This window comes from Streptomyces sp. CB02056, assembly GCF_001905545.1.
Taxonomy (GTDB): Bacteria; Actinomycetota; Actinomycetes; order Streptomycetales; family Streptomycetaceae; genus Kitasatospora.
Window position 1 is genome coordinate 332,568 of sequence record NZ_LIPD01000004.1, and the last position, 20,057, is coordinate 352,624.

A 20,057-nucleotide genomic window follows, 5' to 3' on the forward strand; every position below is an offset into this window, starting at 1 on the left:
CCGGACCCCCGCGACGGGGCCGATCCCCGGCGCGACGGGGGAGGGGCGCGGCGGTCCGACCGGCGCGCCCCTCCCGCGTCCGTGCCCCGGCCCGGGCGTAACCGGCCCCGCCCCGGGCCGTCATGCACGGTGTGTGCACCGCCCTCCCCTTCGCCCCCTCCGCCGAGGACGTCTACCTCGACGAGTGTCGCCGCCGCGCGGTCCGCGAGACCGTCGCCGCCCTGCCCGGCCGCTGTCCGCAGCTGATGGCCGCGCTCGCCGAGGATCCGCCGCCCACCTACCGTGAGCTCTCCGAGCGGCTCGGCATGCCGCGCGGCTCGATCGGTCCCACCCGCTCCCGCTGCCTGGCCTGCCTGCGGATGCTGCTCCACACCGAGCGCTACCCCTGAGCGCAAGCCCGTGCGACCGAGCGGAACGTGTGCGGCACGGGAGGTGACCCTCCTCACGTCCGCCCCCGCGAAGGTTGAGGGAAGCTGACACCCGGGTAGAGCGCTGGCGAACGCAGCCCTTGACGGTGGCGCGATCACTCGGATACTGAGCGTGAGCGCGCCTACCCTCCGCGCGCCGCGCACGACGACTGGGGAGGCCCCTCCACATGGGCATGAGCGTGATCATCTCGGCCGCGGAGGCCGAGGACGCGGAGCAGATCCTCAAGCTCCAGTACCTCGGCTACCAGCCCGAGGCCGAGCTGTACGGCGACTGGGCGATCGAGCCCCTGACGCAGAGCCTGGAGAGCCTGCGCGCCGAACTGTCCGAGCAGCACTTCCTGGTCGCCCGGCTGGGCGACGAGGTGGTCGGCACCGTCCGCGGCCACGTCGGCGCCGACGGCGTCGGCCGGATAGGGCGCCTGGTGGTCCATCCGCGGATGCAGCGCCACGGCCTCGGCGGCCGACTGCTGGACGCGCTGGAGCGCCGCCTGGCCCAGGACGGCCGGGTGAGCGCCTACCGGCTGTTCACCGGCCACCGCAGCCTGGGCAACCTGCGGCTGTACGCTCGGCAGGGGTACCGTCAGACCCGGGTCGAGCAGGTCAGCACCCGGCTGAGCTTCGTCCACCTGGAGAAGGCGGCCGCCGAGCCGCTCGCCGCGACGGCCTGAGCCCGCCGCTCCCGCGCTTTCCCGGCGCCGCCACCATCCGGACCACCGGTGGCGGCGCCGAGCCGTATCCGCGCTGGTCAACGGTGGTGAGTGTCCGCAATGCGGACAGCTTCGGGAAACAATTGGGCAGGAATCAACCCATCTGTTTTACTGGCTCACATGACTGCGACGACGAACTGGACCCCCACCGGCACCCTGCCGGCAGGTGAGCGTGCCATGTGTCGTCGAATGTGTCACTGCTGAGGGCCACCGCCCCCGGCGCCCCGCTGAGGGCGCCTCCTCCTCGCGCCCCGAAGCGAGACTCCGGCGCCGCTCCCGCCCGTGCGAGCGCGCCCCTCCTCCCGGACCCCTCCCTTTGCCGTGCCCGCCGACCCGCGGGCCCGGGTGACTCGTTAGGGCCACGCCGTCGCGCGGCCCGGCCGTCCAGCGGCCACGATCAAGGGGCGGCAGGTCCGGACCCTCCCGGCGCAGCGCCGTAACGCCGCCGCCGGCCGCAAGCCGGTCGGGCGGTCGGACCACGCCGCCCGCCCCCGACCCACGGAAAGCCGCTGTGATCACCACCACGGACCTGACGAAGGTCTACCGTTCCCGAGGCCGCGAGGTGACCGCCCTCGCCGGTGTCGACCTGCACGTCCGCCCGGGCGAGGTCTACGGAGTCGTCGGCACCAGCGGTGCCGGCAAGTCCACCCTCATCCGCTGCGTGAACATGCTGGAGCGCCCGACCTCCGGCACGGTCACCGTGGACGGGGTCGAGCTGACCGCGCTGTCCGGCGGCGAGAACCGGGCCGGCCGCGAACTGCGCGAGGCCCGCCGCCGGATCGGCATGGTCTTCCAGCACTTCAACCTGCTCTCCTCGCGGACGGTGCAGCAGAACGTCGAGCTCCCGCTGGAGATCGTCGGCCTGGACCGCACCGAGCGCCGCCGCAAGGCCGCCGAGCTGCTGGAGCTGGTCGGCCTCGGCGACAAGGCCCGCAGCTACCCCAACCAGCTCTCCGGCGGCCAGAAGCAGCGCGTCGGCATCGCCCGCGCACTGGCCGGCGACCCGAAAGTGCTGCTCTCCGACGAGGCCACCTCGGCGCTCGACCCGGAGACCACCCGTTCGATCCTCAAGCTGCTGCGCGACCTCAACCAGCAGCTGGGCCTCACCGTCCTGCTGATCACCCACGAGATGGACGTCATCAAGTCCGTCTGCGACTCCGCCGCCCTGATGCGCGGCGGCCGGGTGGTGGAGTCCGGCGAGCTGACCGACCTGCTGGCCAAGCCCGGCTCGGAGCTGGCCCGCGAGCTGTTCCCGCTCAGCGAGTTCGGCACCGGCCACCCCGGCTCGACCGTGCTGGAGATCACCTTCCAGGGCGACAGCTCGGCCCAGCCGTTCGTCTCCCAGCTCGCCCGCACGTACCAGATCGACATCAACATCCTCGGCGCCGCGGTGGAGACCATCGCCGGCCGGATGGTCGGCCGGATGCGGGTCGAGCTGCCGGGCGGCCACCAGGACAACGTGGTGCCGATCGGCTACCTGCGCGAGCAGGGCCTGCAGGTGGACGTGATCGGTACGGCGAACGGAGCGGTGGCATGACCTGGGACCAGATGTGGGAGCTGATGTGGCCCGCCACCCAGGAGACCTTCCAGATGGTCGGGGTGTCCGCGCTCGTCACCGTGCTGCTCGGCCTGCCGCTGGGCGTGCTCCTGGTGCTCACCGACAAGGGCGGCCTGCTGGCCAACCGGGCCGTCAACAAGGCCATCGGCTTCGTCGTGAACATCGCCCGTTCGGTGCCGTTCATCATCCTGATGATCGCGCTGATCTCCTTCACCCGCTGGCTGGTCGGCACCTCCATCGGCTGGCAGGCGGCGACCGTGCCGCTGACCATCGGCGCCATCCCGTTCTTCGCCCGCCTGGTCGAGACCTCCGTCCGCGAGGTCGACAAGGGGCTGGTCGAGGCGGTCCAGTCGATGGGCGGCAGCACCTGGACGATCGTCCGCAAGACCCTGCTGCCCGAGGCCCTGCCCGGCATCGTGGCCTCGGTCACCACCACGGTCATCACCCTGGTCAGCTACTCCGCGATGGCCGGCACCGTCGGCGGCGGCGGCCTCGGCACCCTCGCCGTCAACTACGGCTACCAGCGCTTCGAGACCGCCTTCATGTGGGTCATCGTGGCCGAGCTGGTGATCATCGTCACCGCCGTCCAGCTGATCGGCGACTTCGCCGTCCGGCGGCTGTCCCACCGCGGCCGCACCGGCGGCCGGACGCGGCTGCTCGGCCGCACCCCGGCGGCTCCCGACAAGGACCTCGCCGCCTCCTAGACCTCCCTCGTCCGACCCCGGACGCGGCTCCCCGTTCCACGCAGAAAGGCACTTTTCGTGCGCAACGCCCTGAAGTTCACCAGCATCCTCGCCACCGCCGGCGTCGCCCTCTCGCTCGCCGCCTGCGGCAGCTCGGGCTCCTCCTCTTCCTCGGACGCGAACGCGCCGCTGAAGGTCGTGGCCAGCCCCACCCCGCACGGCCAGATCCTGAAGTACGTCAAGGACAACCTCGCGGAGAAGGCGGGCCTCAAGCTCGACATCAAGGAGGTCACCGACTACGTGACCCCCAACACGGCGGTGCAGGACGGTTCGGCCGACGCCAACTACTTCCAGCACGTCCCGTACCTGGAGGACTTCAACAAGAAGCACGGCACGAACATCGTGTCGGTCGAGCCCGTGCACCTGGAGCCGCTGGGCCTCTACTCCAAGAAGGTCAAGGCGATCGGCGACCTCGCGGACGGCGCCACCATCGGCCTGCCGAACGACGCCACCAATGAGGGCCGCGCGCTCAAGCTGCTCGCCGACAACAAGCTGATCACCCTCAAGGACGGCGTCACCACCACCGCCACCCCGGCGGACGTGACCGGCAACCCGAAGAACTTCAAGTGGAAGGAGTTGGAGGCCGCCCAGCTGCCCCGCTCCGTCGCCGACCTCGACGCCGCCGTCATCAACGGCAACTACGCGATCGACTCCGGCCTGAAGCCGGCCACCGACGCCCTGGTGCTGGAGAAGGCCGAGGGCAACCCGTACGCCAACATCCTCGCCGTCAAGAAGGGCAAGGAGAACGACCCGCGGGTCAAGAAGCTGGCCGAGCTGCTGCACTCCGACGAGGTCAAGAAGTACATCGACGACACCTTCCAGGGCTCGGTCATCCCGGCCTTCTGATCGTCGTACGGTCATACCTCGTAACGCCCGACCGGGCCCCCACCGCACCGCGACGGGGGCCCGGTCGGGCAGTATGCAGCAGGGACACTCCGACCGACCGCGTTCTGACGTACCGTCGTGCGGGCAGCGCACCGCGTGGCACCCGGGGCACGCCGGAGGCGTACGGTGTTGTGTTCACGACCCGGCGAGGAGAGACGGCATGGCAGCGAGCTTCCCCGAGACCGCCATCAGCACCGAACGGCTGCTGCTGCGACCCCTTGCGGAGGACGACGCCCCCGGCCTGGCCACGATGATGGCCGACGACCTCGTGCTCGCCTGGACGGACCTGCCGCACCCCTTCACCGAGGAGTACGCGGCCGAACTCGCCCGCACCCTCGCCCCCGCCCACCGGGCCGCCGGCCGCGGCATCGTCTTCGCCGTCACCGAGCACCTCACCCAGCGCCTGGTCGGCCTGGTCGAGCTGCGCAACACCGACTGGCGGCTGCGCAGCACCGAGATCTCCTACGTCACCGCCGTCTGGGCGCGCGGCGAGGGCTACGCCCCGGAGGCCGTCCTCGGCGTCGCCCAGTGGCTGTTCGAGGACCGCGGCTTCCTGCGCCTGGAACTGCGCACCGCCGCCGGGAACACCGCCGCCCAGCAGGTCGCCCAGAAGATCGGCGGCATCAGCGAGGGCGTGCTGCGCAGCGCCTGGATAGTCCGCGGGGAGTCCGGCGAGGTGCTTCAGGACAGCCGCAGCGACCTCATCCTGTGGAGCCTGCTCCCGGAGGACCTGGAGTCCCCCGAGCTGCACCGCGAGGGCTGGCACGGCGACCACCGCTACGTGCTGCGCGACTGAGACACGCCGCCTGTTCACCCGGCGCGGACATGTGTGCGAGATGTCGGGCTCCGGCCGACCGCACCCGGTAGCCTCTGGACCGGTGCCGCACGACGGCGGATCGAGCGGCGCACCGAGTCGAGGGAGAACGGCCGCAGATGGCTGACCGGATCACGGTCATCGGGTGGGACGGCACACCGCTGACCGAGGCCGCCGGCGCGGCCCTGGCCGCGGCGACCCTGGTCGCCGGCGCCCCCTACCAACTGAACGCCCTTCCGGTGCCGGAGGCCGCCGAACGGATCGCCCTCGGCAACGTCCGGCAGGCCGCCCGCAGGATCGCCGAGCACCGCGGCGCCGCCGTCGTGGTCGCCGAGGGCGACCCGGGGTTCTTCGGGGTGGTGCGCACCCTGCGCCGCCCCGAGTACGGCCTCGAACTGGAGGTGCTGCCCGCCGTCTCCTCGGTGGCCGCCGCCTTCGCCCGGGCCGGCATGCCCTGGGAGGACGCCCAGGTGGTCAGCGCGCACGGCGGACGGCTGCGCCGCGCGGCCAACATCTGCCGGGCCCACCCCAAGGTCGCGGTGCTCACCGCGCCGGGCGCCGGGCCCGCCGAACTCGCCCTGATGCTGCGCGGGGTGCACCGGACCTTCGTGGTCTGCGAGGCCCTCGGCACCCCCGACGAGGACGTCACCGTCCTCACCTCCGACCGGATCGCCGACCACGTGTGGCGCGACCCCAACGTGGTGCTGGTGATCGGCGGCGGCGCCCGGACGGGGGCGGTGGACGAGGCGGCCGGCTGGCTCGCCGGGCGCCCGGTCGGCTACCCCGGCGTGGAACGCGGCTGGGCGCTCCCCGGTGACGCCTACGCGGGCGCCGGGCGCACGGAAGGCGAGCCGGGCGCACCGGAGGCGCTCCCCGCCCACGTGCGCGCCCTGGTGCTGGCCCGGCTCGGCGCCCGCCCCGGGGACCTGGTCTGGTCGGTCGGCGCCGGCAGCGGCGCCCTCGCGGTGGAGGCGGCCCGGTTCGGCGCCGCCGTCGTCGCGGTCGAGGGCTCCCGCTCGGCCTGCGCCCGGCTGACCGTCAACGCCCGCCGCTACGGCGTCGAGGTGGAGGCGGTGTACGGGAGCGGCCCCGAGGTGCTGGGCGGCCTGCCGGAACCGGACGCGGCGGTGGTGGAGTCCGGCGGCCTCGACGTGGTGCGCGCGGTGCTGGCCCGCCGGCCCGAACGGTTCGTCGCGCTGCCCCGGACCCTCACCGAGGCCGAGGAGGTCCACCGGGCGATCGCCGGGGCCGGCTACCGGGCGGACGGCGCGCTGCTCCAGGCGAGCCCGTTGCGGCCGGTCGGGGAGGGCGACGGGCTGGCGCTGGGAGCGGGCGGAACCGGCGCGCTGGTCCTCTGGGGTGAGCAGATCGTGTGAAGGCCGTGGGCCCGTCCGGGGCCCGCGCCGGGATCGTCCGGTGGCGCCGACGGTGATCCAGGTCGCATCCGGACACCGATTCGAGAGGTGACCGCGCGGTGCCGGTAGTGTGACGTCCTGGGCGACTGCAAGGGTAGGCGACCCACCCGATTCAGTCGGTTTGTCACCTTTTTGACGCGGTGCAATCCGGTTCCGCTCGAAGTGTGGGCAATTCGACGGGCCTCGTGCCGGACCTGGAGAATGCCGTAGGGTCCGGTGCGGTCGTGCCGGTTGCTCCGGGTTGTCGTTGTTTCAGACGATGCGCCGCCCCCTACGGGCGGTGCGCCGGACCGGGGTGCCGCAGCGCGCCGGATGGACTTGGGCCGCAGCGCCACGGCGCGGCGGCCGCGTGTGGTTAGGGGCGGGCCGGTGCTGGTTCGGCCCGTGCGGATGGGCGCTGCGATCGGTGATCGTGTCGCCGAGGGCGCGGCAGCGGCCTGGAAGGAGCTTTGACAATGACCGATGGCGGCCACGTTCCGGGCGAGGGAATGCCGGAGCACCTGCACGGCGGGCCGGGCCCGCTCGGCGGACCGGAGGGCGTCGCGGGCGTTGCACCCCTCCAGGGCGTCGCGACGGACGGTGGGGCGATCCCCAACCCGGCGGCCCCGATCGGCGGTGTCCCCGGCGCGGTGCCCCCGGGCGCGGGCGGCATCCCGCCGCAGGGCCAGTACGGCTACGGCGTTCCCGGCGTGCCGCAGCCCGGCCAGCCCGGCGAGGGCTGGGGCGTCGACCAGGGCGCCCCGCGCCCGGCCTTCCACTTCCTCGACCAGCCCGACACGCCGGACGGCCTGGACGACGAGGACGACGTGCTGCTGATGCCCGGTCCGCAGGGCTCCTGGGGCGAGCCGCTCGCGGCCGTCCCGGCCGAGCAGGTGCCGCTCGCGCCGCAGCACGACGGCACGCCGGTCGAGCCGTCCTGGCCGCCGGTGGACCCGCCGGTGCTCGGCGCCGAGCACGGCGTCCAGCAGCACCCCGTCCAGCAGGCGCAGCAGCCGATGACGCAGGCTCAGCAGCCGCGCCGGCCGCTGCACGCCGGTCCGCCGATCCCGGACCCGTCGCTGATGACCGGCCAGGTGCCGGTCCGCTCGCTGGCCGACCGCGGCCCCTCGCAGGGCGGCACGCCGGCGCACGGCATCCCGGTGGTCGGCCGCCCGCCGATGGCCGAGGCCGCGGCTCCGGCCGTCGCGCCGCAGGCCGTCCTGGCCGCTCCGGCGGCCCCGGTCGTGGAGGGGCAGCAGCTGCCGCAGGCGCAGGACTTCCCGCAGGCCCAGCAGGTCCAGCAGGCTCCGCAGGCCCACGGGGCCCAGCAGGTGCCGCTGGGCGTGCCGCCGGTCGAGACCGTGCTGGCCGTCGAGACGGTCGGGGCGATCGAGGTGATCGAGGTCGTCGAGACGCCGGAGGCCGTCCCGGCGCAGCCCGTGCAGGACGTGACGGCTCCCCAGGCCCCGCAGGCCCCTCAGGCCGCCGAGGTCGTGGAGACCGTCGTCGCGGCCGCGCCGCAGGCCCCCGTGGCCGAGCCGGCTCCGGCTGAGGCCGCCCAGCCGGTGGCCGAGGCGGCCGACGCACCCGTCGCCGAGCCCGTGGCCGCCGAGACCGCCGTCGCTCCCGCCGCTCCTGAGGCCGTCGCCGCCGAGGGCGCTGCCGCCGACGGCGCCGCCGTGCTGGCCGAGCAGCCCGAGGCCGCGGCCCCGGCCGGTCAGCCGCGCCGGATCTCCGCCTTCCTCGCCGCACCCACCCCGCACGGCCTGCCCAAGGTCGGGGCGGCCGGGCAGGCTCCGGTGGTCGAGGAGACGGCCCCGCAGCAGCCCGCGCCCATAGCGGCCGCCGACGCGCCTCAGACCGTCGAGGTCGTCGAGGCCGTCGAGGCTGCTCACGTCGCCGAGGCCGTGGCGGGCGCCGAGTCCGCCCCGGTTGCCGAAGCCGCCGAGGTCGCCGAGGCCGCGCAGCAGGCCGAGGTCCCGGCCGAGGCCGTGTCGGAGGCCGTCGCCGAGCCGGTGGCGGAGACCGCCGCGGGCACCGGTGAGATGCCCTCCGGCCAGGCCGTCACCGAGCCCGCGGCCGAGGGCGAGCAGCCGCAGCAGCAGGCCGAGGTCCCGGCCGAGGCCGTCGCCGAGCCGGTCGCGGAGCAGCCCGTGGAGGCGCCGGCGGAGGCCGACGCCGCCGCAGCTGTCGAGCCGGCCGCCGAGGCTCCGGTCGAGGCCGCCCCCGAGGCGGAGGCGGCGCAGCCCGCCGAAGCCGTCGAGGAGCCCGCCGCCGAGGTTGCCGCGCCCGCCGAGGCCGTCGCCGAGCAGCCCGTCGCCGCCGCTCCGGAGGCCGAGGCCCCCGCGGAGCCGGCCGCCGAGCAGGCGCAGGCCCCGGCCGAGCCCGAGGCCGCCGCTGAGCAGCCCGTCGCCGTGGAGGAGCCCGCCGTCGAGGCCGAGCCCGTCCAGGAGCAGGCCGCCGAGGCCCCCGCCGAAGCCGCCGAGCAGCCCCAGGCCGAGCAGCCCGCCGCCGGGACCGTCGAGTCCGGCGAGGTCGCCGAGGTCGCCGAAGCCGGCGAGGCCACGGAGCCCGCCGAGGCCACCGAGGAGCAGCCCGTGGCCGAGGAGCAGCCCGCCGCCGAGGAGCCGCAGGAGCAGCCGGAGCCGCAGCCCGAGGAGCCCGCCGAGCCGCGCGGCCCGGCCGCCCCCGGCTACGACGAGGCCGGCCGCGAGGCCGTCCACCAGGTGATCCGCGAGCGCCGCGACGTGCGCAACGGCTTCCGCCCGGACCCGATCCCGCACGAGGTGCTGATCCGCGTCCTGGAGGCCGCCCACACCGCGCCCAGCGTCGGCTACTCGCAGCCCTGGGACTTCGTGGTGATCCGCTCGGCGAAGACCCGCAGGCGGATGCACGCCCTGGCCGAGCGCCAGCGCGAGGCGTTCGCGGACTCGCTGCCCAAGGGCCGGGCCAAGCAGTTCAAGGAAATCAAGATCGAGGCCATCCTCGACACCCCGGTCAACATCGTGGTGACCGCCGACCGCACCCGCGGCGGCCGGCACACCCTGGGCCGGCACACCCAGCCGCAGATGGCCCCGTACTCGGCCGCCCTGGCCGTCGAGAACCTCTGGCTGGCCGCCCGCGCCGAGGGCCTGGGCGTCGGCTGGGTGAGCTTCTTCGACGACGAGGAGCTGGTCCGCGAGCTCGGCCTGCCCGAGCACCTGGAGGTCGTCGCCTACCTGTGCGTCGGCTTCGTCGACGAGTTCCCGGACGAGCCCGAGCTGGAGCAGCAGGGCTGGGCCAAGAAGCGCCCGCTGTCCTGGGTCGTCCACGAGGAGCAGTACGGCAACCGCGCGCTGCCCGGCGAGGAGCCGCAGAGCCTGCTCGCCGACACCCTGCGCGGCATCCGCCCGCTGGACGCCAAGGCGCTCGGCGAGGCCTGGGACCGGCAGAAGCGGATGACCAAGCCGGCCGGCTCGCTCGGCATGCTGGAGATCATCTCCGCCCAGCTGTGCGGCCTGTCCCGCAAGTGCCCGCCGCCGCTCCCGGAGCCCGCCTGCGTGGCGATCTTCGCCGGCGACCACGGCGTGCACGCCCAGGGCGTCAGCCCCTGGCCGCAGGAGGTGACCGCCCAGATGGTCGGAAACTTCCTGGCCGGCGGAGCGGTGATCAACTCCTTCGCCAAGCAGATCGGCACCGAGGTCTGCGTCGTCGACGTCGGCGTCGCCGCCGAACTGCCGGACGCCGTCCAGCAGGGCCGCGCCACCGGCCTGCTGCCGCGCAAGGTCCGCCCCGGCACCGCCGACATGACCCAGGGCCCGGCGATGACCCGCGAGGAGGCCCTCAAGGCCATCGAGGTCGGCATCGAGACCGCCCGCGACCTGGTCGCGGCGGGCAACAAGGCACTGGTCACCGGCGACATGGGGATCGCCAACACCACCGCCTCGGCCGCCCTGATCTCGGTGTTCACCGGCCTCGACCCGGCCGAGGTCACCGGCCGCGGCACCGGCATCGACGACGAGACCCACGCCCGCAAGGTCGAGGTCATCCGCGCCGCGCTGGCCCTGCACCAGCCCGACCCGAGCGACCCGATCGGCGTCCTCGCCGCCGTCGGCGGCCTGGAGCACGCCGCCCTGGCCGGCTTCCTGCTGGGCGCCGCCTCGCTGCGCACCCCGGTGATCCTGGACGGCGTCATCGCCGGTTCCGCCGCGCTGGCCGCCAAGGCCATCGCCCCCGAGGTGCTGGCCGCCTGCATCGCCGGCCACCGCTCCGCCGAGCCCGGCCACCAGGCCGCGCTGGCGAAGCTCGGCCTGCGCCCGCTGATCGACCTGGACCTGCGGCTGGGCGAGGGCACCGGTGCCCTGCTGGCCCTGCCGCTGGTGCAGAGCGCGGCCCGGGCGATGCACGATGTAGCGACCTTCGACTCCGCCGGGGTCACCGAGAAGGCCTGACGCACCCCGTCACCGCTCCGCGGTCCGGCCCGAGGGCGCGCCGGACCGCGGAGCGGTGACGTGCCGTACCGTCCCCACACCCTCATCCCCGATCAGGAGCACCGCCGATGACCGCGCCCACCCCGCACCCGAGCACCGAGGGCCGTACCCCCTACCCGGTGGGCCTGCTGCTGGCCGGCCGCCGCGTCGTCGTGGTCGGCGGCGGCCAGGTCGCCCAGCGGCGGCTGCCCGCCCTGATCGCCTCCGGCGCCGACCTGCACCTGGTGGCGCCCGCCACCACCCCGGCCGTCCAGGCCATGGCCGACGCCGGCGAGCTCACCTGGCACGCCCGCCCGTACCGGGACGGCGACCTCGCCGACACCTGGTACGCCCTGGTGGCCACCGACGACCCGGCCGTCAACGCGGCGGTCAGCGCCGAGGCCGAGCGCGATCGGGTGTTCTGCTCCCGCAGCGACGACGCCGCCGCGGCCACCGCCTGGACCCCGGCCAGCGGCCGCGACGCGGGCGCCACCGTGGCCGTCCTCACCGGCGACCCGCGCCACTCCGCCGCCCTGCGCGACGCCATCGTGGACGGCCTGCGGGACGGCTCGCTGGCCGCCCGTCAGTACCGCTCGCACGGGGCCGGCGTGGCCCTGGTCGGCGGCGGCCCCGGCGACCCGGACCTGATCACCGTGCGCGGCCGCCGGCTGCTCGCCGACGCCGACGTGGTCGTCACCGACCGCCTCGCCCCGCGCGAGCTGCTCGCCGAACTGCCCGAGCACGTCGAGGTGATCGACGCCTCCAAGATCCCGTACGGCCGGTTCATGGCCCAGGAGGCGATCAACCGCACCCTGGTCGAGCACGCCAAGGCCGGCAAGTTCGTGGTCCGGCTCAAGGGCGGCGACCCGTACGTCTTCGGCCGCGGCGGCGAGGAGCTGCTGGCCTGCGCGGAGGCCGGGCTGCCGGTCACCGTGGTGCCCGGGATCTCCAGCTCGATCAGCGTCCCCGCCGCGGCCGGCGTGCCCGTCACCCACCGCGGCATGACCCACGAGTTCACCGTCATCTCCGGCCACGTCGGCCCGGACGACGAGCGCTCGCTCACCAACTGGGAGGCCGCCGCGCGGATGAGCGGCACCCTGGTGCTGCTGATGGCCGTGGACAAGATCGGCGCGATCGCCGCCCGGCTGGTCGAGTACGGCCGGCCGGCGGACACCCCCGTCGCGATCGTCCAGGAGGGCACCACCGCCGCCCAGCGCCGGGTGGACGCCACCCTCGGAACCGTCGCCGCGGTGGTCGAGGCCGAGGGGGTCAAGCCCCCGGCGGTCATCGTCATCGGCGACGTCGTCAACGTGCTGGCGGCCGCCTTCCAGCGGTAGGCCCGCGGGGGAGTGGGAAGTCGGCCCGGCCGACTTCCTACTCCAGCGGCTGCTCCGTCCAGATGACCTTCCCGGTCGCCGTGTAACGCGTCCCCCAGCGGTCCGCGAACTGCGCGACCAGGAACAGCCCGCGCCCGCCCTCGTCCTCGGTCGCCGCGTACCGCAGGTGCGGCGAGGTGCTGCTGCCGTCCGACACCTCGCAGATCAGCGAACGGTCCCGCAGCAGCCGCACCCGGATCGGCCCGGAGCCGTACCGGATCGCGTTGGTCACCAGCTCGCTCAGGATCAGCTCGGTGACGAACGCCGCCTCCGCCAGCCCCCAGGCCGTCAGCCGCTCCGCCACCGCGGCCCGGACCTCGCGCACCGCCGCCGGGTCGGAGGGCACCTCCCACTGCGCCACCTGCTCCGGCGCCAGCACCCTGGTCCGCGCCACCAGCAGCGCGATGTCGTCCTGCGGGTGCTCCGGCAGCATCGCCCCGAGCACGTCCGCGCAGGTCTGCTCGGGCGTGCGCGGCGGCCCGGCCAGCGCCGCCCGCAACAGCTCCAGCCCCTCGTCGATGTCCCGCTGCCGGTCCTCCACCAGCCCGTCCGTGTACAGCACCAGCCGGCTGCCCTCGGCCAGCTCCAGCTCGGCGTTCTCGAACGGCAGCACCCCCAGCCCCAGCGGCGGCCCGGTCGGCAGCTCCGGGAACACCACCCGGCCCTGCGGGTCCACCACCGCCGGCGGCGGGTGCCCGGCCGTGGCCAGGGTGCAGCGCCGCGACACCGGGTCGTAGATCGCGTACAGGCAGGTCGCCCCGGCCACCCCGGCGCGCTCCCCGCCCGCCGCCTCGTCCTGGTCGATCCGGCTCACCAGCTCGTCCAGGTGCCCCAGCAGCTCGTCCGGCGGCAGGTCCAGGGTCGAGAAGTTGTGGATCGCCGTCCGCAGCCGGCCCATCGTCGCCGCCGCGTGCAGCCCCTGCCCCACCACGTCCCCGACCACCAGCGCCACCCGCGCGCCCGGCAGCGGGATCACGTCGAACCAGTCCCCGCCCACCCCGGCCTGGGCCGGCAGGTAACGGTGCGCCACGTCCAGCGCCGTCTGCTCCGGCAGCTTGCGCGGCAGCAGGCTGTGCTGGAGCGTCACCGCCATCGCGTGCTCCCGGGTGTAGCGGCGGGCGTTGTCGATGCACACCGCCGCGTGCGCCACCAGCTCCTCGGCCAGCGCCAGGTCCTCCGCCTCGAACGGCTCCGCCCGCTGCGCCCGCCAGAACCGGGCCACCCCCAGCAGCACCCCGCGCGCCCGAAGCGGCACCCGCACCAGCGAGTGCACCCCGTACGCCAGGACCCGCGCCGACCGCTCCGGGTCCTGCTCCCGCCACCGGCCGGCCTCCGCCAGCCGCGGCTCGATGGCCGGCTCCCCGCTGTGCAGCGCCCCGGCCAGCGGGGTCTCGGGCACCACGTCCAGCACCGTGCCGACCGGGTAGAACGGCGCGTCGTCCCGTACGCCCGTCACCGCCGTACGGCGCATCCGCCCCAGTGAAGGGCCCGGCGGCGGCTCCTCGCCCGTCAGCACCTGGTCCGCCAGATCCACCGTGACGAAGTCCGCGAACCGCGGCACCGTGACCTGCGCCAGCTCCTCCGCCGTCCGCGTCACGTCCAGCGTGCTGCCCACCGTCACCCCGGCGTCGTACAGCAGCCGCAGCCGCCGCTGCGCGCCCTCCGCCCGGCCGGACAGCGCCGCCAGCTCCGTGGAGTCGCGCAGCGTGGCGACCCGGCCGGGCGGGCCGCCCGGCTGGTCGATCAGCCGGACGTTCACCGCCAGCAGCCGCTCCCCGGACAGCACCACCTCGTCGGTCACCGGGCGCTCGGCGGTCAGCAGGTCCAGCGGCCGCTGCTCCAGGCCCAGCCCGGCCACCGGGCGGCCCTCGGCGTCCGGCGGCAGGTCCAGCAGCCGGCGCGCCTCGTCGTTGCAGAGCAGCAGCCGGCCGTCCCCGCCGAGGATCATCACGCCCTCGCGCACCGCGTGCAGCACCGCCGCGTGGTGCTCGTACATCCTGGTCATCTCGACCGGGCCCAGCCCGTGCGTCTGGCGCCGCAGCCTGCGGCTGACCAGCGCCGTCCCGAGCGTGGCCAGCCCCACCGCGGCCGCCGCCGCGCCCAGCACCACCGGAAGCTGGCGCTCGCTGGCGCTGCTGACGCTCTTCAGCGTCACGCCCGCCGAGACCAGCCCGACCACCGAACCGTCCGGCGCGTACACCGGGACCACCGCCTGCACCAGCGAGCCGAGCGTGCCCGAGACGCGCTGGGTCACCACCTGCCCGTGCAGCGCGGGCTCGTAGGTGCCGACGAACTTCCGGCCGATCAGCGCCGGGTTCGGGTGGGTGTAGCGGATGCCCTGGTTGTTCAGCACGACGATGAAGTCCACGCCCGCGGCGACCCGTGCGGACTGCGCCCTCGGCTGCAGGACGGCCGTCGGGTCGGGGGAGCGCAGCGCGTCGACGATGCCCGGCGAACTGGCGAAGGTCTGCGCCACCGCCACCGAACGGTTGCGCGCCTCGTGCTCGGCGTCGTTGCGCGACTGCACCACCAGCGCCACCGCGGCCGCCACCACCAGCAGCAGCACGACCAGGATCTGGAGCGCGAACACCTGCCCCGCCACCGACCGGTGCCACACGGGCCACCGCGGCTTCGCGTGCGGCAGCTGCGGCCGACCGTGTGGGCGCCCACCGGGGGAGCCGGCGGAGCCAGTGGCGCCAGAGGCCGACGGAGCCCAGGATCGGCCCGGATTTCGGGCCATACGGTCATATTTGCACTACGGCCAGCCGGGGACCACCCGCCCCCTCCGCCGTTTGGCCTTCCCCGCCCGGGCTTGGCAAGATCGCAGGGTGTCCGAACCCCGCACCATCACCGACCCGGCCGACCCCCGCCTCGCCGACTACACCGGCCTCACCGACGTCGAGCTGCGCCGCCGCCGCGAACCCGCCGAGGGCCTCTTCATCGCCGAGGGGGAGAAGGTCATCCGCCGCGCTCTCGCCGCCGGCTACCGGATGCGGTCGATGCTGCTCACCTCCAAGTGGCTGGAGGTGATGGGCGACGTCATCGCCGAGGCCGACGCCCCCGTCCACGTGGTCGAGCCCGCCCTCGCCGAAGCCGTCACCGGCTACCACGTGCACCGCGGCGCCCTCGCCTCGATGGAGCGCAAGCCCCTTCCTGACGCCGCCGAGGTGCTCGCCGGCGCCCGCCGGGTCGCCGTCCTGGAAGGCCTGGTCGACCACACCAACCTCGGCGCCATCTTCCGCAGCGCCGCCGCCCTCGGCATGGACGCCGTCCTGCTGTCCCCCGACTGCGCCGACCCGCTCTACCGGCGCGCCGTCAAGGTCTCCATGGGCGCGGTCTTCGCGGTCCCGTACGCCCGCCTCGACCCCTGGCCCGCCGCCCTCGACACCGTCCGCGAGGCCGGCTTCACCCTGCTCGCCCTCACCCCCGCCGACACCGCCGTCGACCTCCACACCCTCGCCCCGCACAGCCTCCCCAAGGCCGCCCTCATGCTCGGCGCCGAGGGCGACGGCCTCACCCCCCGCGCCATCGCCGCCGCCCACCACCCCGTCCGCATCCCGATGGCCCACGGCATCGACTCCCTCAACGTCGGCGCCGCCGCCGCCGTCGCCTTCTACGCCGTCACCACCCCCTGACCCCCTCACCGGCGCGCGAGAAGTCGCCCCACCCGACTTCCCGCGCGCTGCCCGGCCCCTGACACCGCAGCCGCGGCCCCACCCCCGGGAAGCCGGCCATCCCCGCACCGAAAGTCGGCCCGCCCGACTTCCCACGCCGCGGCCAGCTCACTCATCGCTTCGCCGGGCTCCGCCGCATCGCCGGAAGTCGGCCTGCCCGACTTCTCACGCGTACTGGCTTCGCTGAGGCCGCTATCCCGCCTGCCGGCCCGCAGCGCCCTTCCGGGACCGCCCTGCACCGGAAGTCGGCGGGCCCGACTTCTCGCGCCATGCCCCGCCTGCGCACGCCTTCGCAGCGGCCGCCGCACAACCGGAGGTCGGCTGGCCCGACTTCCGGTGCAAGGCCGGGAGCCGGCCCGGAGGCTTCAGCTGGTGGGGGAGGTGGGCGGGGCCGGGGCGGCGGCGGGGGGCGGGGTGGTGGCGGCGCCGGTCCAGGATTCGTCGAGGGTGCCGTCGGGGCGGACGGCGTAGCGAGTGGAGGTGACGGTGCCGGTGGCGGCCGCGCGTTCCTCGCGGACGACCGTGCTGCCGTCCAGTCGCCAGCTGGCCGTCGCCTGCGGGTCCGCCACCGAGGTGCGGGAGGTGGTAGCGGCCGGGGCGTCCCCGGTGAAGGTGTAGAGCTGGACGAGGTCGACCGGGGCCGAGCCCTCCACCCGTCGCAGGACGACCACCGCGGCCGGCAGGCCCTTGTACCGGGCCGGCAGCACCGCGCTCAGCGCGACCTGGGGCCCGGCGCCGACCGAGTGCCCGTTCTGCAGGGCGATGGCCGGCCCGCCGGCCCCGTCGGGGTAGCTGCGGTTGGGCCAGTCCACGGCTGGCAGCGGCGCCTGGGGGGCCGTCAGCCCGCTGTCCGTACCGCCGCGTGCCGCTGCCGGGAGGGGGGTGGGCGAGGCCTGCGGCGCGACGTCCGCCGATGTCCCGGGCACGGCCTGCTCGCCGCCGGAGCCGGTGTTGGTCACCACCGCGGCCGGTGGCCGCACGCTCCGGTTGTCCCGGTTCTCGCACCCCTGGGCCGCCGCGATGGCCAGCGCCACCCCGATGGTCACGGTGACGAAGACGACCAGCCGCTGCCGGAGCAGCCGTTGCCGCGCGGCGCCGGGCCGCCCGCCGGGGGCGGGGGTGTGCTGGCGGTCCCGGGGACGCACCCGCTCGCGGGCGTCGCGGGGGTCACGGGTGTCGCGGGGCCCGGGCCGGGCCGGGGGCGGGGTCTGCGGCCGGTCCGGGCGTGCCCGCAGCGGCCGGGTGACCGGTGTCGGCTCGGGCCGGGGGAGCGGGGCGCCCGGCCCCTGGGGGCGCCGTCCGGCCGCCCCGGCGGCCTGCGCGCCGGGGCGGCCCGCCGCCGCTCGGGCCCGGGCCGCGGCGGGTGGTTCGGGCGAGCGCCCGGGGGCGGGCACGCCCGGCCGGCCGTTCTCCTGCGGGGCCTGGGCCGGGGCGGGGACCGGCGCGGGGCCGCTCCGTCCGGCTCGCGCCGCGCGGGTGGTGCCGGAGGCCCCGGCCGCGGTCCCGCGCGCGGCCAGTTCGCTGAGCCGCTCGTGCAGCGCGGCGGCCCCGGGCCGTTCGGCGGGTTCCTTGGCCAGGCAGGCCCGGATCAGCGGCGCCAGTTGCGGCGGTACGGCGGCGAGGTCGGGCTCCTCGTGGACGACCCGGTACAGCATCACTTCGGAGGAGGCCCCGGACCCGAACGGGGTGTCCCCGGTGAGCGCGTAGGCGAGGGTGGCCCCGAAGGCGAAGACGTCGGTGGCGGGGGTGACGGCGGCCCCGCGCACCTGCTCGGGCGCGAGGAAGCCGGGGGAGCCGACGGCGGTGCCGACGTGGGTGAGCGTGCTGGCGCCGCGCGACCACGCGATGCCGAAGTCGATGATCCGCGGGCCCCGGGGCGAGAGCAGGATGTTGGAGGGCTTGAGGTCCCGGTGGACCACTCCGGCCTCGTGCACCTTGACCAGTCCGTCGGCCAGCGCGGCCCCGATCCGGGCCGCCTCGGGCCAGTTCAGCGGTCCTTCGTCGCCGACCCGCTTGTACAGCGAGGGCCCGGGGACGTACGCGGTGGCGAGCCAGGGCCGTTCGGTCTCGATGTCCGAGCCGACCACGCGCGCGGTGCAGCCGCCCCGGATCCGGGAGGCGGCGGCGATCTCGCGGGCGAAGCGGGTGCGGAACTCCTGGTCCTCGGCGAGTTCGGCGCGGATCAGCTTGAGGGCGACGCGCTGCCCGCGGCGGTCGGAGCCGAGGTAGACCACGCCCATGCCGCCGGCGCCCAGTCGCCGGTGCAGGCGGTACGGCCCGACGATGCGGGGGTCCTCACGCCTCAGCCGCATCATCGCCATGTTTCGTTCCCCGTCAGCCGGTGGGTGAGGCCCCGTCGGTTGGGCCATCGTCAGTTCCTGTCTGGCACAGCTTACGGACTGCCCGCTGCGGTGTGCTGATACGCAACACCCGTAGCCACCGTGCGATTGTCGGATCTTGCGCTGACCTGCAGGTCACAGGGCCGTCGGAGGGCCTCTCGGGGTTGCCCCTCAGGGTTCCCCCGGGGGTCGGATGAGCCCGCTGTCCCCCTGCGGTAGTAGGCCTCAAGTCCGATCGTCATCCTCCGGGACGTCCGAGGAACAGTACGACGGCATGACGCCCGGAGGGGCCCCCGACCAATAGCGTTGTGCTCAGCGGTGGACGGGGAGCTCGTCCCCCGAGGTAAGCCGTCCACCGCGCCAACTCGACCGGATCAGGAGCCAGGACATGCCACCGCAGCTCACGGGAACCCCCCGCCGCCGTCGGCAGGCCTCCCTCCGGACGGGGTCCGCCGAGCAGCCCACGCGGCACCCCGCCGTGGCGTTGGCCATGGCCCTGCCGTGCGCCGTGCTGCTGGTGCTGCTCTTCGGAGGGTGGGAGCAGATGGCGAACCAGGCCCAGGCCGTCGCCGATCTGATCGCCCGCTGAGCAGGGGAAAGAAGGACACCGGCCCCGAGGCCGGTCGAAGACGGGCACCGAACCCCTGGGGACGGGGAGCGGTGCCGCCGGGGAGGCCGCGGCCGCGATGACACGCGGACGGGCGTGGGCGGTGCGCAGAGCGCCCCGGAAGGCGGAGACGCCGCGTACGGACGTCGGTGAGGGCGTCCGTACGCGGCTCTTCTCTTTTCCCGGCGCTTCCCCGCCGGAGGCCCGGCGCCCGGAACCACCCGAACGGGACGACAAAAGGCCGGGGCCGCGACCCTTACGGATCGCGGCCCCGGCCGTTACTGTGCGCGATACTGGGATTGAACCAGTGACCCCTACCGTGTCAAGGTAGTGCTCTCCCGCTGAGCTAATCGCGCCTGATGTGGCGGTCCTGCAGCAAGCCCCGAGGGGCCTGACGTGCGCGATACTGGGATTGAACCAGTGACCCCTACCGTGTCAAGGTAGTGCTCTCCCGCTGAGCTAATCGCGCCTGGTGCGGCGGTGTTGCAGCAGACCCCGGAAGGCCCGTTACTGTGCGCGATACTGGGATTGAACCAGTGACCCCTACCGTGTCAAGGTAGTGCTCTCCCGCTGAGCTAATCGCGCCTGATGTGGCGGTCCCGCAGCAAGCCCCGAGGGGCCTGACGTGCGCGATACTGGGATTGAACCAGTGACCCCTACCGTGTCAAGGTAGTGCTCTCCCGCTGAGCTAATCGCGCGGGGAGGCCTCCCGGAAGAACCGGGAGGACCTCTTGGAGGTGGAGACGGGATTTGAACCCGTGTACACGGCTTTGCAGGCCGTTGCCTCGCCTCTCGGCCACTCCACCAGGCAACACATGAAGAACGATCTTACACTGTTCTCCATCGAGCGGACGACGAGATTCGAACTCGCGACCCTCACCTTGGCAAGGTGATGCTCTACCAACTGAGCCACGTCCGCCTGTCTCCCGGGGGGCTTCACCGCTTTTCTTCGGCTGCGCTCCCTGGCGACGTGTTGAACTCTAGCGGATTCCCGGGCCAGCTAAAAATCCGTTCCCGCAGCATGCCGAGGGGATGGCCGGCGAGTGCCGTCCCGTCAGCCCTCCCGGCCGACCACCGGCCACCA

At 74.7% G+C, this 20,057-nt stretch carries 12 protein-coding genes, 6 tRNA genes and 1 pseudogene; 11 read left to right on the top strand and 8 right to left on the bottom strand.

Features of this window, described 5'->3' with window-relative positions; translation table 11 throughout:
- The first annotated feature begins 131 nt into the window (after window positions 1-131).
- The 9 genes from AMK13_RS13390 (at window position 132) to cobA (ending at window position 12,314) form a co-directional block, all read left to right on the top strand.
- Window positions 132-389, top strand: a complete 258-nt coding sequence (locus AMK13_RS13390; protein ID WP_053112078.1) for a sigma-70 family RNA polymerase sigma factor — start codon at window positions 132-134, stop codon at window positions 387-389.
- A 206-nt stretch (window positions 390-595) separates the two neighbouring features.
- Complete coding sequence (locus AMK13_RS13395; protein ID WP_049652066.1) at window positions 596-1,096, top strand: GNAT family N-acetyltransferase; 501 nt, start codon at window positions 596-598, stop codon at window positions 1,094-1,096.
- Window positions 1,097-1,646: 550 nt separating this feature from the next.
- On the top strand, window positions 1,647-2,672 hold the full coding sequence (locus AMK13_RS13400; protein ID WP_074002359.1) for a methionine ABC transporter ATP-binding protein: 1,026 nt from the start codon (window positions 1,647-1,649) through the stop codon (window positions 2,670-2,672).
- Window positions 2,669-3,397 (top strand): methionine ABC transporter permease, encoded by a 729-nt coding sequence (locus tag AMK13_RS13405; RefSeq protein ID WP_049652064.1) that lies wholly within the window; start codon window positions 2,669-2,671, stop codon window positions 3,395-3,397. The genes AMK13_RS13400 and AMK13_RS13405 overlap by 4 nt, the downstream gene beginning before the upstream one ends.
- A 57-nt stretch (window positions 3,398-3,454) precedes the next feature.
- A complete protein-coding gene (locus AMK13_RS13410; RefSeq protein WP_074002360.1) occupies window positions 3,455-4,282 on the top strand; it encodes a MetQ/NlpA family ABC transporter substrate-binding protein in 828 nt (275 codons plus the stop codon).
- A 199-nt stretch (window positions 4,283-4,481) separates the two neighbouring features.
- Complete coding sequence (locus AMK13_RS13415) at window positions 4,482-5,117, top strand: GNAT family N-acetyltransferase (protein WP_049652062.1); 636 nt, start codon at window positions 4,482-4,484, stop codon at window positions 5,115-5,117.
- Window positions 5,118-5,254: 137 nt separating this feature from the next.
- On the top strand, window positions 5,255-6,511 hold the full coding sequence (gene cbiE, locus AMK13_RS13420; protein ID WP_107418731.1) for a precorrin-6y C5,15-methyltransferase (decarboxylating) subunit CbiE: 1,257 nt from the start codon (window positions 5,255-5,257) through the stop codon (window positions 6,509-6,511).
- Window positions 6,512-7,005: 494 nt separating this feature from the next.
- A complete protein-coding gene (gene cobT, locus AMK13_RS13425; RefSeq protein WP_079272095.1) occupies window positions 7,006-10,959 on the top strand; it encodes a nicotinate-nucleotide--dimethylbenzimidazole phosphoribosyltransferase in 3,954 nt (1,317 codons plus the stop codon).
- Window positions 10,960-11,066: 107 nt separating this feature from the next.
- Entirely contained in the window at window positions 11,067-12,314 is a 1,248-nt protein-coding gene (gene cobA / locus AMK13_RS13430) for a uroporphyrinogen-III C-methyltransferase (RefSeq protein ID WP_074002361.1), read from the top strand.
- A 37-nt stretch (window positions 12,315-12,351) separates the two neighbouring features.
- Here cobA and AMK13_RS13435 read toward each other — a convergent pair whose 3' ends face one another.
- Window positions 12,352-15,093, bottom strand: a complete 2,742-nt coding sequence (locus AMK13_RS13435) for a SpoIIE family protein phosphatase/ATP-binding protein (RefSeq protein ID WP_079272096.1) — start codon at window positions 15,091-15,093, stop codon at window positions 12,352-12,354.
- An 88-nt stretch (window positions 15,094-15,181) separates the two neighbouring features.
- On the opposite strand from AMK13_RS13435, the gene AMK13_RS13440 reads away from it, so the two are divergent.
- Window positions 15,182-15,988, top strand: coding sequence for a TrmH family RNA methyltransferase (locus AMK13_RS13440; RefSeq protein ID WP_049658657.1), 807 nt, complete (start codon window positions 15,182-15,184; stop codon window positions 15,986-15,988).
- Between the two features lie 1,037 nt (window positions 15,989-17,025).
- Here AMK13_RS13440 and AMK13_RS13445 read toward each other — a convergent pair.
- Window positions 17,026-18,348 (bottom strand): annotated as a pseudogene (locus AMK13_RS13445) (protein kinase domain-containing protein); the annotation flags it as partial.
- A gap of 406 nt (window positions 18,349-18,754) precedes the next feature.
- On the opposite strand from AMK13_RS13445, the gene AMK13_RS13450 reads away from it, so the two are divergent.
- A complete protein-coding gene (locus tag AMK13_RS13450; RefSeq protein ID WP_049656200.1) occupies window positions 18,755-18,955 on the top strand; it encodes a hypothetical protein in 201 nt (66 codons plus the stop codon).
- Window positions 18,956-19,257: 302 nt separating this feature from the next.
- Here the strand turns inward: AMK13_RS13450 and AMK13_RS13455 are convergent.
- The 6 genes from AMK13_RS13455 to AMK13_RS13480 all read right to left on the bottom strand — a co-directional run bounded on the left by AMK13_RS13455 (window position 19,258) and on the right by AMK13_RS13480 (window position 19,892).
- A tRNA-Val gene (locus AMK13_RS13455) sits at window positions 19,258-19,329 on the bottom strand.
- Window positions 19,330-19,370: 41 nt separating this feature from the next.
- Window positions 19,371-19,442: transfer RNA gene (locus AMK13_RS13460), tRNA-Val, on the bottom strand.
- Between the two features lie 44 nt (window positions 19,443-19,486).
- A tRNA-Val gene (locus tag AMK13_RS13465) sits at window positions 19,487-19,558 on the bottom strand.
- Between the two features lie 41 nt (window positions 19,559-19,599).
- Window positions 19,600-19,671 (bottom strand) — tRNA-Val (locus AMK13_RS13470).
- A 34-nt stretch (window positions 19,672-19,705) separates the two neighbouring features.
- Window positions 19,706-19,779 (bottom strand) — tRNA-Cys (locus AMK13_RS13475).
- 40 nt (window positions 19,780-19,819) lie between these two features.
- Window positions 19,820-19,892, bottom strand: a tRNA-Gly gene (locus tag AMK13_RS13480).
- Window positions 19,893-20,057: the final 165 nt, after the last annotated feature.

What these genes read in the sequence shown, in the direction of transcription:
- cobT (WP_079272095.1), top strand. Translation starts at nt 7,006, where the DNA reads ATGACCGATGGCGGCCACGTTCCGGGCGAGGGAATGCCGGAGCACCTG.
- AMK13_RS13415 (WP_049652062.1), top strand. Translation starts at nt 4,482, where the DNA reads ATGGCAGCGAGCTTCCCCGAGACCGCCATCAGCACCGAACGGCTGCTG.
- AMK13_RS13395 (WP_049652066.1), top strand. Translation starts at nt 596, where the DNA reads ATGGGCATGAGCGTGATCATCTCGGCCGCGGAGGCCGAGGACGCGGAG.
- cbiE (WP_107418731.1), top strand. Translation starts at nt 5,255, where the DNA reads ATGGCTGACCGGATCACGGTCATCGGGTGGGACGGCACACCGCTGACC.
- cobA (WP_074002361.1), top strand. Translation starts at nt 11,067, where the DNA reads ATGACCGCGCCCACCCCGCACCCGAGCACCGAGGGCCGTACCCCCTAC.
- AMK13_RS13435 (WP_079272096.1), bottom strand. Translation starts at nt 15,093, where the DNA reads ATGGCCCGAAATCCGGGCCGATCCTGGGCTCCGTCGGCCTCTGGCGCC.
- AMK13_RS13405 (WP_049652064.1), top strand. Translation starts at nt 2,669, where the DNA reads ATGACCTGGGACCAGATGTGGGAGCTGATGTGGCCCGCCACCCAGGAG.
- AMK13_RS13450 (WP_049656200.1), top strand. Translation starts at nt 18,755, where the DNA reads ATGCCACCGCAGCTCACGGGAACCCCCCGCCGCCGTCGGCAGGCCTCC.